The organism is Bordetella genomosp. 9, from assembly GCF_002261425.1.
In the GTDB taxonomy this organism is placed as follows: domain Bacteria; phylum Pseudomonadota; class Gammaproteobacteria; order Burkholderiales; family Burkholderiaceae_B; genus Bordetella_C.
The window spans coordinates 143,240-157,914 of the sequence record NZ_NEVJ01000001.1 but is presented as its reverse complement, the minus strand read 5'-3'; the positions used below and the strand labels follow the sequence as shown (position 1 = coordinate 157,914).

Genomic DNA, 14,675 nt, shown 5'->3' with positions numbered 1-14,675 from the left:
CGCGGCGGCCGGGCGCCCCCGGGCGGCAATGCCGTCCGGGGGCGTTTTCGCGTCAGGCGCCCGCCGCGGCCTTCACCGAGACGGCGCCGGCGACGCGCAGCGCCTTTTCACGGGCGGCTTCCACGGTGTCCGCGGTGGCCAGCCCCACGCCCATCCGCCGCTTGACGAAGGATTCCGGCTTGCCGAACAGGCGGATATCGGTGCCGGGCTCGGCCAGCGCCCGCGCGACGCCGTCGAAGGTGACGGCGCCGGCGTCCACGCCGCCGTAGATCACCGCGCTGGCCCCGGGCTGGCGCAGGGTGACGTCCACCGGCAGGCCCAGCAGGGCGCGGGCGTGCAGTTCGAACTCGTTCTGCACCTGGGTGATCATGGTCACCATGCCCGTGTCATGGGGCCGCGGGCTGACTTCCGAAAACCAGACCTGGTCGCCGGCCACGAACAATTCCACGCCGAACAGGCCCAGGCCGCCCAGGTTGCCGGTGACGGCCAGGGCGATATCGCGGGCGCGCTGCAAGGCCGTGGCGGACATGGGATGGGGCTGCCAGCTTTCGACATAATCGCCGTCCACCTGCTTGTGCCCGATGGGGTCGCAAAAACGGGTTTCGACCTCGCCGGAGGCGGCGCGGGCGCGCACGGTCAGCAGCGTGATCTCGTAATCGAAACGGATGAAGCCTTCCACGATGGCGCGGCCGGCGCCCGTGCGGCCGCCTTCCTGGGCGTAGCGCCAGGCGGCGGCCACGTCATCCGGCCCCTTGATGACGGACTGGCCCTTGCCGGACGAGGACATCACCGGCTTGATGACGCAGGGATAGCCGATGCCGCCGTCGATGGCCTCGCGCAGCTGGGCTTCGGTATCGACGAAGCGGTACGGCGACGTCGGCAGGCCCAGGGTTTCGGCCGCCAGGCGGCGGATGCCTTCCCGGTTCATGGTCAGGCGCGCGGCCCGCGCCGTCGGCGTGACGCGCACGGTGCCGGCCGCTTCCAGGTCCACCAGCAGATCCGTGGCGATGGCCTCGATTTCGGGGACGACCACGTGGGGACGCTCCTGCTCGATGACGGCGCGCAGCGCGTCGGCATCCGTCATGGACACGACGTGGGCGCGATGGGCGACCTGCTGCCCGGGCGCATCGGCGTAACGGTCCACGGCGATCACTTCCACGCCCAGCCGCTGCAGCGCGATGACGACTTCCTTGCCCAGTTCGCCGGCGCCCAGCAGCATGACGCGGGTGGCGGCGGGGGTAAGCGGCGTGCCGAAGCGGGGAGCGGCAATCGTGGACGTGGTGGACATGGGTAAGCCTGTTCGAAAATCCGGGCCGCGGCCCGTGCGGGGAGGGCCTGCCAGCATGCCATAGGCCCCGGGGGCGGGCAACCGGCCGCCCCGTGACGGAAAGATCGCGACGGGATCACCGGCGGACGGCGGTAATTCCCGCGCTGCGATTAAAATCGTCCCATGAATGCCCTTCCCGCCATTTCCCCGGACGCGGCGCTGGCCTCGGCCCGGCGCACGCTGCGCATCGAATCGCAAGCCCTGCTTGAATTGGAAGCCCGCCTGGACGATACCTTCGCCCGCGTGGTCGACATGCTGCTGAACTGCCGCGGCCGCGTGGTGGTCAGCGGCATCGGCAAGACGGGGCACATCGCCCGCAAGGTGGCCGCGACCCTCGCGTCCACCGGCACGCCCTCGTTTTTTCTGCATGCGGCGGAAGCCGTGCACGGCGATCTCGGCATGATCACGCCGGACGACGTGCTGATCGCCATTTCCTATTCCGGATCGGGCGGCGAACTGCTCACCATCCTGCCGGCGGTGCGCCGGCTGGGCACCGGCGTGGTGGCGATGACGGGCAATCCATCGTCGGAACTCGCGCGGCAGGCGGATATCCACCTGGACGTCAGCGTGGCCCAGGAAGCCTGCCCCATGAACCTGGCGCCGACCGCCAGCACCACCGCGGCGCTGGCGCTGGGCGACGCGCTGGCGGTGGCCTGTCTGGAAGCCCGCGGCTTCGGTCCGGAGGATTTCGCCCGCTCGCATCCCGGCGGGACGCTGGGGCGCCGCCTGCTGACCCACGTGCGCGACGTCATGCGCCAGGGCGACGAGCTGCCCATGGTGCCCGCCGACGCGCCGCTGTCGCGCGCCCTGGAAGAAATGTCCGCCAAGCGCATGGGCATGACCGTGGTCGTGGATGCCCGGCGGCACCCGCTGGGCATCTTCACCGACGGCGACCTGCGCCGGCTGATTGAACGCCACGGGGATATCCGCGGTCTGAAGATCATCGACGGCATGACGCGTTCCCCGCATACCGTCCCGGCCGATGCGCTGGCCGTGGTCGCCGCGCAGCAGATGGACGAACTGCGCGTCAGCCAGATGCTCGTCCTGGATCAACAGGGCGCGCTGATCGGCGCCCTGCATATGCACGACCTGATGGCCGCCAAGGTAGTATGAACATGATCGCACCCGCCCTTTCCGCTCACCCGGCAGAAGCCCTGATCCTGGCGCGCCTGCAGCCCATCGTCAAGGAACGGGCGGCCGCCGTGCGCTTGATGGTTTTCGACGTCGATGGGGTGCTGACCGACGGCAGCCTGTACTACGGCGAGCACGGGGAACTGTTCAAACGATTCAACGCACTGGATGGCCACGGTCTGCGCCTGCTGGCCGAAGGCGGCGTGAACGTCGCGCTGATTACCGGTCGATCCGGCCCCATCGTGGACCGGCGCGCGGCCGAGCTGGGCATCGCGGAAGTCATGCAGGGCGTGCGCGACAAAGGCGCCGCGCTGGCGGCGCTGGCGCAGCGCGTCGGCGTCTCCCTGGACCAGACCGGCTACATGGGCGATGACATCATCGACCTGCCGGCCATGCAGCGCGCCGGCTTCGCGGCGTCCGTGCCCAACGCGCCGGCCTATGTCGCGCAGGGCGCGCACTGGGTGGCCAGCCATCCTGGCGGCGGCGGCGCGGTACGTGAATGCTGCGACATACTGCTGGCCTGCCAGGGTCGCCTGGGCGCGCTGCTGGCGTCGCCCGGCCTGCTGGGCCCGGGGGCCATCCAGTGAAGCGCGCCGCCATGCAGCCACCCCCGTCCATCACCGGCCACGACCTCGCGGGGCACCGAACCTTCCGTATCGAATGAAAGAACGCTTCCCGTCGCTCATCGCCCTGTTCCTGCTGCTCGTCCTGGTCGTCGGGACCTGGTGGGCCGCCGACTATACGCAACGCGCCGTGCCCATCGATCCGCCGCGCCGCCTGACCCATGAAATGGACGCCTGGTCGCGCAATTTCGTCATGGTGCGCACCGGCGAAGACGGCAAGCCCATCAACCGCATGGAAGGCGATTACGGCGAACACTATCCGGACGACGACTCCTACGTCGTGACGAATCCGCGCGCGGTCGGCCTGCGGCCCAACACGCCCATTACCGTCGCCACGTCGCAGACCGCCACCATGTACCAGGGCGGCAAGCGCATCGTCATGGACAAGGACGCGCACATGCACCGGCAGCCGGACGCGGACACCCCGCCGCTGGACGTCCGCAGCGAACAGCTGGTCATCCTGCCCGACGAAGACACCATCAGCACCACGCTGCCGGCCCTGGTCACGCGCGGCCAATCGCGCATGAACGGCACGGGGATGAAGTACAACAACAAGACCCGCCAGTTGGAAGTATTCTCGTCCACCAACGTGGAAATCGCGCCCGCGGACACCCAGCGCTCCGGCGGCAAGGATGACGCCAAGAGCCGGCCCAAGGGACAGAACGGCAATCAATCCCCACCCGCGGATGGCTCGCCCGCGCCGCGCTCCGATTCACAACCGCCTGCCGGCGCCGCCGCGCGCGCGCAGGCCCCCGCTCACGCCTCCGTAAAAAAACAATGATGATCGAACTTCGCAAATGCCTGCCGTCCGCCTGGCTGACGGGTGCCATGCTGGCCGTGGCCGGCGCCGTCGCCAGCGCGGGTGCCCATGCGCAGGCCGCCCCCGCCGCGCCCGCCGCATCGGCGCCGGCCGGCAAGACCGCCGGCGCGTCCGGCAAGGGCAACGCCCAGACACCGGCGGAAGAGCCAAACACGGTCATCCTGTCGGAACAGCTGCATTACGACGACGTCAAGAAGACCAGCGTATTCACGGGCAACGTGATCATGACGCGCGGCCTGATGACCCTGCATTCCGACGAATTGCAGATGCGCGAAGACGCCCAGGGCAACCAGTACGGCACCGCCCTGGCCAATCCGGGCAAGATGGTCACGGTGCGGCAGGAACGGCCGGAAAACTTCGAAGTCATCGAAGGGGTGGGCCGCCGCGCGGAATACGACGGCACCAAGAGCATCTTCGACCTGATCGGTCAGGCGGTGGTCACGCGTTACATCTGCGGCAAGCCCTTCGATACCATACGCGGCCAGAAAGTCCGATACAACGACAAGGCCGGCACCTATGAAGCCATAGGCGGCCCCGAATCGGCGGCGCCGGCCGGCCGTGTCCGCTCCGTGATAGAGCCGCGCGCGCGCACCGACGCCGCCATCGCGGAATGCCGGGCGCAGCAGGGCGGCAAGCCGGCCGCCGGCAAGGGCGCCACGCCGTCCACGTCGGGCGCCGGACGCAACGGCGCAGCCGGCGGCAACACGTCCTCCGGCAACGCGTCCTCCGGCAAGTCCGCCGTCAAGCCCTGATCCTCACGGCCGCCAGCGGTCCCCCAGGGGCCACTGGCGCGGTCGGCGCGCGCCGCCGTCATCCAGTTATCCGAATCGACCCCAATGATCACGCAAGCCACACCCCAAGCCCAGACCCCGTCCACCGCGCGCACCAGCAGCCTGCGGGCGATCGGCCTGCGCAAGACATACCACGGCCGCACCGTCGTGCAGGACGTGTCGCTCTCGGTCGACAGCGGAGAGGTCGTGGGCCTGCTGGGGCCGAACGGCGCGGGCAAGACCACCAGCTTCTACATGATCGTGGGCCTGGTGCCGGCGGAAGCCGGCCGTATCGAAATCGACGATCAGAACATCACCGGCCTGCCCATCCACAAGCGGGCGCGCCTGGGGGTTTCCTACCTGCCGCAGGACGCCTCGGTCTTCCGCCGCCTGACGGTGGAGCAGAACATCCGCGCCGTGCTGGAACTGCAGGTGGATGAACGCGGCCGGCAGATCTCGGCGGCGGCGATCGGCGAAAACCTGGAACTGCTGCTCGAAGAGCTGCAGATCGGCCATATCCGCGGCAATACCGCCATCTCGCTGTCCGGCGGCGAGCGGCGCCGCGTGGAAATCGCCCGTGCGCTGGCCACCAGCCCGCGCTTCATCCTGCTGGATGAACCCTTCGCCGGCGTGGACCCCATCGCGGTGATCGAAATCCAGCGCATCGTGCGCTTCCTGAAAAGCCGCGGCATCGGGGTATTGATCACCGACCACAACGTGCGGGAAACGCTGGGCATCTGCGACCGCGCCTACATCATCAGCGAAGGCAAGGTGCTGACCGACGGGCACCCCGAGGACATCGTCGGCAACCCCGCCGTGCGCCGCGTCTACCTGGGCGAGCACTTCCGTATGTAACCGTGCCCCTCGGCGTTTGATCCACATCCGAAGTTCTTTCGGGGACGGATTGAAAAGCCCGTTGGAGTCTTTACACTAGGATTACAGGCTGCGGTTTCGACCTGATCCGCCACGGCGCGGATGGGAACGCAAGCAGTCCCTGCCCCCGGGTGGGCCCACGGCCCGCCTGCAACGCAACAAGGAGATCGATCACGTAAATTCCCGCGCGTTGTGCGCACCAACCTTTTCTTGGCAGAAGGAGATTGCACTATGAATCTAAGCATCTGCGGTCGTCATCTCGACGTCACCCCGGCCATCCGGGAGTACGTAGTGAACAAATTGGCCCGAGCTCTACGGCATTTTGATCACATCATCGATGTGCAAGTCATGCTCTCCGTGGAACCGCTGCGACATGCGGCCGAAGTCACCATGAGGCTACGAGGCAAGGACATCCATTGCGAAGCGCAGGATGAAAACCTATACGCCGCCATCGACTTGCTTGCCGACAAGATCGACCGTCAGGTCATCAAGCACAAGGATAAGGTCCAGAGCCACGCCACCGAGTCCGTGAAGCGACTACCCGTAGCGGCCGCCTGACGCCGCACCCGCGCTCACGAACGCTCGTTGACGAGCGATAAGTTCGCGCCACACGCGCAACGTACCTCCAAAGCACCGATGTCCCGCGGAGCGCAAATGTTCCGGGGCATCGGCCTTGCCGAATACCGCAGCAGCTGAATCCATTGGCTTTCGCTCCTGCCGCCACACGCCTCCTCCGCATCAAATCCCCCCGACCGCCCCATCCGCCCTGGTACAGGTACGCACCCGACTGTCCCGGCATGAAGCGTCACCTTGCCGCCACAGCTGTTTTTTTGCGTTGCGGCGTATGAACATATAATCGAATCATGAATCATCTGCCCCGCATCCTGCCCGCAGGGAATGTCGTGCTTGACCTGCTGGCCACCAGTAAGAAGCGGGCATTCGAACAGGCTGGTCTGCTTTTCGAAAACCATCACGGCCTGGCGCGTTCCACCGTGTTCGACAGTCTCTTCGCCCGGGAGCGCCTGGGTTCCACAGGATTGGGCCAGGGCGTGGCGGTGCCCCATGGCCGCGTCAAGAGCCTGAACGAGGCCGTCGCGGCTTTTTTCCGCCTGTCTCGCCCCGTACCTTTCGACGCGCCGGACAACCAGCCGGTCAGCATGCTGCTGTTCCTGCTGGTCCCGGAAAACGCCACGCAGCAGCACCTGGATATACTCGCGGAGCTCGCGCAATTGATGTCCAACAAGCCCCTGCGCGAAGCCCTGACCACGGAAACCGATCCCGTGGCCGTCCATCGCATGCTGACGACCGGCACTCTTTGATCTCTCCATCGCCATGCTTACCGTCCAGGAACTGGTCGACGACAACGCCGACAATATCCCCTTCAACTGGATCGCGGGACAAGGCGCGGCGGACCGGGTCGTTCCGGACGACGGCATGGCCGCCGCCGATCTGGTCGGCCACCTCAACCTGATCCACCCGTCGCGCATCCAGGTGTTCGGGCAGGAAGAGCTGGCGTATTACACGCGCTTCGACCTGCGCCGCCGCATGCATCACATGGATGAGTTGCTGATCGGCGGCGTGCCGGCGATCCTGCTGGCCGATGGCCTGACCGCGCCGCAGGACCTCATCGATCAATGCGAACAACACCAGGTGCCGCTATTGAGCACGCCGGTGGCCGCGGCGCAGCTGATCGATCTGTTGCGCATCTACCTGGGCAAGAAACTGGCGCCCACCACCACGGTACACGGCGTGTTCCTGGACGTGCTGGGGCTCGGCGTGCTGATCACCGGCGAATCGGGCCTGGGCAAGAGCGAGCTGGCGCTGGAGCTGATTTCACGCGGCCACGGCCTGGTGGCCGACGACGCGGTGGAATTGTCCCGCACCGCGCCGAACATGATCGAAGGGCATTGCCCGTCCCTGCTGCAGAATCTGCTGGAAGTCCGCGGACTGGGCCTGCTGGATATCCGCACGATCTTCGGTGAGACGTCGGTGCGCCGCAAGATGCGGCTGAAGCTGATCGTGCATCTGGTCCGCGCAACGGCGCAGGACAAGTTCGAACGGCTGCCCTTGCAGGACATCACGCAGGACATGCTGGGCCTGCCGATCCGCAAAGTGATGCTGCAGGTGGCCGCGGGTCGCAACCTGGCCGTGCTGGTCGAAGCCGCCGTGCGCAATACCATCCTGAAACTGCGCGGCATCGATACGCTGGGCGAGTTCATGGAACGCCAGGCGATGGCGATCCTGCAGAACAGCAAATAAGCCGGGCGTAACGCCCGCGGGCACGTCAGCCGCCCGCGGCGCGTGCCTGCTTGACCTGCAGCGACGTGACGCCGCCCGCCGCATTCCCCCAACTGTTGCGCACATAGGTCACCACGGCGGCGACGTCGTCGTCGCTGAGCGTCTGGCCGAAGGGCGGCATGCCGTGCGGCTGCGGATTGCCGCGGGTCGCGGGCGCGAAGCCGCCATCCAGCACCATGTGGATGACGTTGCCGGGATACGGCGCGGTGACGCTGATGTTGCCGGCCAGCGCCGGCCACGCGCTCCCCTTGCCGCGGCCATCGGCGGCATGGCATTGGGTGCAATGCTGTTCGTAGAGCGCGCCGCCGCGCCGCAGGCTCGTGGCTTCGCGCGCGCTGGCCTGCATGGCGGCAGGCGCGGCCGGCAAGGATTTCAGGTATGCCGCGATCGCGCGGGCATCGGGGTCGGTCAGGAATTGCGTGCTGCCGCTGACGACTTCGGCCATCGGGCCCGACGCGGTGCCGTGGGGGCTGACCCCGGCCTGCAGCAAGGCCGCGATATCGGTTTCAGACCAGCGGCCCAGGCCATGGTCGGGATCGCCGTCCAGCGGCGGGGCATACCAGCCCAGGCCGTCGATGACGCCGCCCGAGAGTCCGGCCTTGCCGGGCGTGGCGCCCAGGGCGTTGCGCGGCGCATGGCAGGCGATGCAATGCCCCAGCCCGTCCACCAGGTAACGGCCGCGCGCCAGCGTGGCGCCGGGCGCGCCGGTGCCGGTGCCGGTGATGGTGATGGTGCCGGCGGCGGCAGTGGCGGGGGCGCTGCTGACGGTGGTGCTGACGGTGGTGCTCAAGGCCGCGCCGGCATCGGCGTCCGCATGCACGCCCGGCCGGAAGTACAGGCCTCGCCACAGCGCCAGCAAGGGCCGCCAGCCATAGGGAAAATCCAGCTCATGCGGCCGGCTGGGCCGCGCCGCCGGCGGGACCGTACGCAGGTAGGCGAAGATCGCATCGGCATCCGCGCGGCTGACACGCGTGTACTCGGTATAGGGAAACGCCGGGTACAGCAGGCTGCCCGATGGCGACTTGCCCTGATGCAAGGCGCGCCAGAAATCGTCCGCCGTCCAGCCGCCGATGCCATGCGTGGCGTCCGGCGTGATGTTGGGCCCGTAGAAGGTCCCGAAGGCCGTCGGGATCGCGGCGCCGCCCGCATACGGCTGGCCGCCCGGCACGGTATGGCAGGCCATGCAGTCGCCCACCCTGGCCAGGTAGGCGCCATAGGCGACGCGCTGCGCGGGATCCGCGATGGCGTGCGAGGGACCGGTGGACGCATCCTCGCGATAACCGCGCCACGCGAGCGCGGCCACGCCAACCGCCGCGATCAGCAGCAGCGCGACGGCGATGCGGGCGCCGGCACGGGCGACGGCGCGGCCGACGCGGTGACGGGAAATGCGGTTCGCGTGGCCGGCGCCGGCGCGCGCGGGATCGGGCTGAGATGTAGTCATGAAGTAAACGCTATTCCTGACTGCCGCACGACACCGGCAGGGCGATGGAGCCAGGCGGCTCGGGCTGGTACGCGGCGGGCACGGGCTGCGACGACAGCCAGGCCGCGACGGCCGCGATGTCTTCGGGGTTCATCTGGCGGGCCACATGCGCCATGCAATCCGGCTCGGCGGCGCGGCGGGTGCCGCTGCGCCAGCTGCCGATCTGCGCCAGCAGGTAATCGCGCGGCAGGCCGAGCAGGCCGGGAATGGCCGGCGCCGCGCCGCCCAGGCTGGCGCCATGGCAGGCCGCGCAAGCCGGCACGCCGCGGCCCTTGTCGCCGGCCGTGGTCAGCAGGCGGCCGCGCTCCAGCATGGCGGCGCCGACGTCCGCCGGGACCGGGGCGGCATAGGCCACGTGCTGGTCGGCGAAATAGGCGGCGATATCGCGCAGGTAGTCGTCGGGCAGATTGCGCAGCAGATGCGTCATCGGGGCGTACTGGCGACGGCCATCGCGGAAATTCTGCAGCTGGTGAAAGAGGTAATCGCGCGGCTTGCCGGCCAGGCGCGGGTAATAGCCATCGGGGCCGGCGCGGCCCTGTTCGCCATGGCAGGCGGTACAGGCCGCCACGCGGGCGCGCATGCTGCCGGGTTCCAGGGGCGCCTGATCCGATGCGGAGCCTGATGCCGGGTGGGTTGCCGGGTTTGAAGCCTGCGCGTGGACCGAGGATCCCGCCGCGACGGCAAGCGCGCCCAGCACGGCGGCGACGACGCGCGCGAGCGCGGCTTTCATCACGGACCGGGTGGTGGGCCGGACCACGCTCCGGACCCCGGGCACGGGCACGGATAAGGCCGCCGGGGCGGCAGGGCAAATCCTGGAGACTCCCATCGATCGCGCCTTTTTGTATGGATATGGAATTAGGCCGGGATGCGGAAAAACGGAACAGGGGCAAGTCGGGCAGTTTACGGGCATATCAGTTACAGATGCGCCCCATGACGCGAATTTCGCCACACAAATCGTGCCACAATCATGCCCATGTTCAGCGTCGTCCTCATCACCGGCATATCCGGCTCCGGCAAATCGGTCGCCCTGCGGCTGCTGGAGGACTCTGGGTATACCTGCGTCGATAACCTGCCCGTACGGTTTCTGTCCGACTTCATCGCCAGCGCGCGCGATGACGATATGGCGCGCGTCGCCGTCGCGATCGACGTGCGCTCGCCCGGCGAACTGGCGGAACTGCCCACCACCATCGCCGCGCTGCGCGCCGTGGGCACGCGCATACGCGTCGTGTTCCTGGATGCCGACACCAGCACGCTGGTGCAGCGCTATTCGGAATCGCGCCGCCGCCACCCCTTGACGGACCGGCTGCAGCGCAGCGGCAAGGCGGCTTCGCTGCTCGACTGCATCCGCGTCGAACGCGAAATGCTGGCCCCGTTGCGCGACCAGGAACACGTCATCGACACCTCGGAGCTGACGCCGGGGCAGTTGCGCGCCTGGATCCGCGACCTGGTCCAGGCCGACCGCCAGGCGGTGGTGCTGACCTTCGAATCCTTCGCGTTCAAGCGCGGCGTGCCGCGCGACGCCGACCTGGTGTTCGACGTGCGCTGCCTGCCCAACCCCTATTACGATCCCGCGCTGCGTCCGCTGACGGGGCGCGATGCGCCGGTGGCCGCCTACCTGGCCAGCTTCGATACCGTGCGGCAGATGACGGACGACATCACGAATTTCATCCGCAAATGGCTGCCGCGCTATATGGAAGACACGCGCAGCTATTTGACCGTCGCGATCGGCTGCACCGGCGGGCAGCACCGCTCCGTCTATGTCGTCGAGCAGCTGGCGCAGCGCTTCGCCGATCACCGCCCCTTGCTGGTCCGACACCGCACCCAACTCCCCGAAGAACACGCATGACGTTCCGGCACCTGCGCAATCTACTTGTCATCGCGTTGCTGGCCGCGGTGGTGGCGGGTTGTTCCAGTACCGGAGGCCGCAAGCGCGGCGGCTACTACCAGGACGACGGTCCCGACGCCAATCCGCCCGGCAATCTGGCCGCGGTCCCGGACGCCGAGCCGCGCATCGAACCGCTGGCGAGCGGCGCCAACAAGCCTTACGTGGTGTTCGGCAAGCGGTATGTGCCCATGACGGGCGATCAGCCGTACACGCAGCGCGGCATCGCATCCTGGTATGGCAAGAAGTTCCACGGCAATTCGACGTCGATAGGCGAGCCCTACGATATGTACGCCATGACGGCGGCCCACCCCACGCTGCCGATTCCCAGCTATGCGCGCGTGACGAGCGCGATCAATGGGAAGACCATCATCGTGCGCGTCAACGACCGGGGGCCGTTCCATGACAACCGCATCATGGATCTTTCCTATGTCGCGGCCTACAAGCTGGGGATCATCGGACCGGGCAGCGGCGAGGTCACGGTGCAACGGATACTGCCGGACGAAGTGCGGCGCATGGTGGCGGAGCGTGAAAGCGGCCGGCGCGCGGGCGCGGCGGCCGCCGTGGCGGTGGGTGGCGCGGGCGCGGGCGTGGCCGGTGGCGCTGGCTCGACGGCGGGAGGTGGCGCGGAGCCGGGCGCCCTGACGGGCTCCGACGTCTCCGTGCCGGTCCCGGTCGTGCTGTCGGCTGGCGAAACGCCCACGGCGATGCCCTTGCCGTCGGCGCCCTCGGCGCCGGTGGGCGGGACCGCGATGAACGGCCTGCCGCCGGGTCGTGGCGGCGTGGCCAGCGGCCCCACGCCCTTGCCGCCCGCGGCCACGGCGGCGGCGCCGGTGATCGCCTCGCCTGCCGCCGCGCAGGGGCCGGCGGGCTCGGGTTCGGTTTATCTGCAGCTGGGGGCGTTCAGCCAGCCGGCGAACGCGCAGTCGCTGGCGGCGCGCGTGAACGGACCGCTCACGGCCGCGGGCCTGCCGCCGGCGACGGTGGAACAGGCCGGGCAGCTGTACCGCGTGCGGGTCGGGCCTTACGCCGACCGCAATGCGGCGATGTCGGCGGTGCCGACGGTATCCAGCAGCACGGGGATTTCGCCGACGATCGCCACGCGATAGCCGGCCGGCCAGGTGCGGTCGGCCAGGTGCGGCCGGCCAGGCGCGGCCGGCTAGGTGCGGCCGGCGCTCATCAGCCGCCGGGTCGTGGCTCAGCCGGCTCGGCTACCAGAGCAAGCCCTGGCGCGGATCCGCGGTGATGCGCTTCGCATCCGGCGTGGCGCTGGCGTAGAGATGCCCTTCCAGCTTCAGCAAGGCCTGCTTCCGGGGCAACCCGCCACCGAAGCCGGTCAACGCGCCTTTGCCGCCGATGACCCGATGGCAGGGAATGAAGATGGAGATGGGATTGCGGCCGACGGCTTGCGCGACGGCGCGCACGGCGGCGGACTGCGCGCAGCGCATCGACAGGTCGCCATAGCTTTCCAATTCACCGAAACCGATATCCCGCAGGGCATCCCAGACGCGGCGCTGGAAGGGCGTGCCGCGCGGCGCCAGCGGCAGCGAAAACTCGCGCCGGCGGCCGGCGAAATAGTCGGCGAGCTCGCGCGCTGCGTGATCCAGGACGGAAGACGCGCCGCTTGCGCGGCCGGATTCGGAGCGCGCAAGCGCGGCCGCCACGCCACGGCCATCACCCGCCGCCAGGGCATTGGCCGGTGGTTCGGCGAGGCCAGCGGGGACGGCGGGACAGTCGCGCTGGCCGACGAACCATGCGCCGGTCAGGGCGCTGCCTTCCGCCTGCAGCAGCATCGGGCCAAGGGGGGTGTCGACGATACGGGTGACGGCCGCCGGGGTCATGCCGTTCTCATGACGTTCTCACGCCGTTCTCATGCCGCCTTTACGCCGGCTTGCGCGCCAGCGCCCGGGCGTAGAGGACATCGCGCGGCAAACCGCTGACGCGCGCGGCGATGCGGGCGGCGTCGCGCACCGAGACGGACTCCAGCAGCGCGTCCAGCAGCGTGTCGGTGGCGGGATCGACCAGGGCCGCGTCGGCATCCGGCGCCGGCGCGGCGTGCGCGATCAGCACGAATTCGCCCTGGCCCCGGTGCGGCTGCGCCCGCAGCCAGTCGCCGGCCTGGTCCAGCGCCATGGTGGCGATTTCCTCGAAGCGCTTGGTCAGTTCGCGGGCCACCGTGACTTCCCGCTCCGGGCCCAGGGTGGCGAGCATATCGGCCAGCGTGGCGGCCACGCGGTGCGGCGATTCGAACATCACCACCGGCGCGGGCACGCCGCCCCATTGCGCGAGCCAGCGCTGGCGCGCGGCCGATTTGGCCGGCGGAAAACCGGCGAACACGAAAGCGGGATTTTCATCGGAGGTCACGCCGCTGGCCATCAGGGCCGCGATGACGGCGCTGGGGCCGGGGATGGGCACGACGGCATGGCCGGCCTGCCGGACGGCGCGCACGATGCGCGCGCCCGGATCGCTGACGGCGGGCGCGCCGGCATCCGACACCAGGGCGACGCGCTGGCCCTGCGCCAGCCGCTCGCAGATGGCCTGCGCGGCCGCCGCCTCGTTGTGGCGATGGGCGGCCATCAGCGGGGTGCCGATCCCCCAGGCGTCCATCAAAGTGCGGCTTTCGCGGGTGTCCTCGGCCGCGATGACGTCGGCGCGGACCAGCGCTTCCCAGGCGCGCAGGCCGAGATCGCCGAGATTGCCGATGGGCGTGGCCACGACGTACAGGGTGGCGGCCGGCCATTGCTGGCCGGCGACGCGTTCGGCGACGCGGCGCCAGGCATCGGCGCCTGCCGGCTGGGTGACAGTTTCGTTCATTACGGGAGAAATACCTGGCTGACGCTGCCAGTGTAGTGGCTTATGGCCCAGGACATCCCCGACCCGCTGTTCGAATCGGCCCGCCGCGCCCAGGCGCTGCGGCTGCGCCGGCGCCGCCGGGCGCGGGCGCAACGCCCCGCGAACAAGGGCGCCGCCATCGAGGTGACGTGGCTCGACGGACATGGGTCGGCGGAATCGGCCGGACCGGGCGATCCGGATAGGCCGGGTGGATCGGGTGGGCCGGGCGGATCGGACCCGCCCGGCGGCGTGCCGGGCCGGCTGTCGCCCACGCAGCGGATCGGCAGCCGTTACGAAGACCAGGCGCTGGCATTGCTCAGGCAGGCCGGCCTGCGCCCGCTGGCGCGCAATCTGCGCTGCCGCGCCGGCGAAATCGACCTGGCGCTGCGCGACGTCGACACCCTGGTGCTGGTGGAAGTGCGGGCGCGCGGCGACCCCAACTACGGCGGCGCGGCCGCCAGCGTGGGACCGGACAAGCAGGCGCGGCTGATCCGCGCGGCCTGCTGCCTGCTGCCGGCCCTGGCGGCGCGCCACTGGGGCGGCCGCCCGCCGGCGGTGCGTTTCGACGTGGTCGCCTTCGATGGCGAAACGCCCTGCTGGCTGCGGCACGCCTTCGATGTCGCCATGAGATAATCCGCG

General features: G+C 69.3%; 15 protein-coding genes and 1 pseudogene. 11 read left to right on the top strand and 5 right to left on the bottom strand.

Annotated features, from left to right (window positions below):
• Nucleotides 1-52 precede the first annotated feature (52 nt).
• Nucleotides 53-1,288 carry a formate-dependent phosphoribosylglycinamide formyltransferase gene (gene purT / locus CAL26_RS00710; protein WP_094845051.1) on the bottom strand — a complete coding sequence of 412 codons (1,236 nt, stop codon included), beginning with the start codon at nucleotides 1,286-1,288 and terminating at the stop codon, nucleotides 53-55.
• A gap of 162 nt (nucleotides 1,289-1,450) precedes the next feature.
• Here purT and CAL26_RS00705 point away from each other — a divergent pair, with 162 nt between their 5' ends.
• From CAL26_RS00705 to hprK, 8 genes and pseudogenes are all read left to right on the top strand, one after another.
• Nucleotides 1,451-2,440: a KpsF/GutQ family sugar-phosphate isomerase gene (locus CAL26_RS00705; protein ID WP_094845050.1), complete on the top strand. Its 990-nt coding sequence runs from the start codon at nucleotides 1,451-1,453 to the stop codon at nucleotides 2,438-2,440.
• Entirely contained in the window at nucleotides 2,437-3,045 is a 609-nt protein-coding gene (locus CAL26_RS00700) for a KdsC family phosphatase (protein ID WP_094845049.1), read from the top strand. Before CAL26_RS00705 ends, CAL26_RS00700 begins: the two co-directional genes overlap by 4 nt.
• Nucleotides 3,046-3,118: 73 nt before the next feature.
• A pseudogene (gene lptC / locus CAL26_RS00695) lies at nucleotides 3,119-3,763 on the top strand (LPS export ABC transporter periplasmic protein LptC); the annotation flags it as partial.
• Nucleotides 3,764-3,858: 95 nt separating this feature from the next.
• On the top strand, nucleotides 3,859-4,653 hold the full coding sequence (lptA, locus tag CAL26_RS00690; protein WP_373454428.1) for a lipopolysaccharide transport periplasmic protein LptA: 795 nt from the start codon (nucleotides 3,859-3,861) through the stop codon (nucleotides 4,651-4,653).
• 84 nt (nucleotides 4,654-4,737) lie between these two features.
• Nucleotides 4,738-5,526 (top strand): LPS export ABC transporter ATP-binding protein, encoded by a 789-nt coding sequence (gene lptB, locus CAL26_RS00685; RefSeq protein ID WP_094845047.1) that lies wholly within the window; start codon nucleotides 4,738-4,740, stop codon nucleotides 5,524-5,526.
• Nucleotides 5,527-5,775: 249 nt separating this feature from the next.
• A complete protein-coding gene (gene hpf, locus CAL26_RS00680; protein WP_094845046.1) occupies nucleotides 5,776-6,102 on the top strand; it encodes a ribosome hibernation-promoting factor, HPF/YfiA family in 327 nt (108 codons plus the stop codon).
• Nucleotides 6,103-6,407: 305 nt separating this feature from the next.
• Complete coding sequence (locus CAL26_RS00675; RefSeq protein ID WP_094845045.1) at nucleotides 6,408-6,863, top strand: PTS sugar transporter subunit IIA; 456 nt, start codon at nucleotides 6,408-6,410, stop codon at nucleotides 6,861-6,863.
• A gap of 13 nt (nucleotides 6,864-6,876) precedes the next feature.
• Nucleotides 6,877-7,803, top strand: a complete 927-nt coding sequence (gene hprK / locus CAL26_RS00670) for an HPr(Ser) kinase/phosphatase (RefSeq protein WP_094845044.1) — start codon at nucleotides 6,877-6,879, stop codon at nucleotides 7,801-7,803.
• A 25-nt stretch (nucleotides 7,804-7,828) separates the two neighbouring features.
• Here hprK and CAL26_RS00665 read toward each other — a convergent pair whose 3' ends face one another.
• Together CAL26_RS00665 and CAL26_RS00660 are read right to left on the bottom strand one after the other, a co-directional pair.
• On the bottom strand, nucleotides 7,829-9,283 hold the full coding sequence (locus CAL26_RS00665; protein ID WP_094845043.1) for a c-type cytochrome: 1,455 nt from the start codon (nucleotides 9,281-9,283) through the stop codon (nucleotides 7,829-7,831).
• Between the two features lie 10 nt (nucleotides 9,284-9,293).
• The gene (locus tag CAL26_RS00660; RefSeq protein WP_094845042.1) at nucleotides 9,294-10,052 is read right to left on the bottom strand and encodes a c-type cytochrome; all 759 of its coding nucleotides are present in this window, start codon (nucleotides 10,050-10,052) and stop codon (nucleotides 9,294-9,296) included.
• A 243-nt stretch (nucleotides 10,053-10,295) separates the two neighbouring features.
• On the opposite strand from CAL26_RS00660, the gene rapZ reads away from it, so the two are divergent.
• Together rapZ and CAL26_RS00650 are read left to right on the top strand one after the other, a co-directional pair.
• On the top strand, nucleotides 10,296-11,168 hold the full coding sequence (gene rapZ / locus CAL26_RS00655) for an RNase adapter RapZ (protein ID WP_094845945.1): 873 nt from the start codon (nucleotides 10,296-10,298) through the stop codon (nucleotides 11,166-11,168).
• On the top strand, nucleotides 11,165-12,313 hold the full coding sequence (locus CAL26_RS00650; protein WP_094845041.1) for a septal ring lytic transglycosylase RlpA family protein: 1,149 nt from the start codon (nucleotides 11,165-11,167) through the stop codon (nucleotides 12,311-12,313). Before rapZ ends, CAL26_RS00650 begins: the two co-directional genes overlap by 4 nt.
• A gap of 102 nt (nucleotides 12,314-12,415) precedes the next feature.
• On the opposite strand, the gene CAL26_RS00645 is transcribed toward CAL26_RS00650, so the two are convergent.
• On the bottom strand, nucleotides 12,416-13,045 hold the full coding sequence (locus tag CAL26_RS00645; RefSeq protein WP_094845040.1) for a methylated-DNA--[protein]-cysteine S-methyltransferase: 630 nt from the start codon (nucleotides 13,043-13,045) through the stop codon (nucleotides 12,416-12,418).
• A gap of 40 nt (nucleotides 13,046-13,085) precedes the next feature.
• Nucleotides 13,086-14,018 carry a 16S rRNA (cytidine(1402)-2'-O)-methyltransferase gene (gene rsmI, locus CAL26_RS00640; RefSeq protein ID WP_094845039.1) on the bottom strand — a complete coding sequence of 311 codons (933 nt, stop codon included), beginning with the start codon at nucleotides 14,016-14,018 and terminating at the stop codon, nucleotides 13,086-13,088.
• 42 nt (nucleotides 14,019-14,060) lie between these two features.
• Between rsmI and CAL26_RS28785 the strand changes: the two genes are divergently transcribed.
• Nucleotides 14,061-14,669 carry a YraN family protein gene (locus tag CAL26_RS28785; protein ID WP_094845038.1) on the top strand — a complete coding sequence of 203 codons (609 nt, stop codon included), beginning with the start codon at nucleotides 14,061-14,063 and terminating at the stop codon, nucleotides 14,667-14,669.
• Nucleotides 14,670-14,675 lie beyond the last annotated feature (6 nt).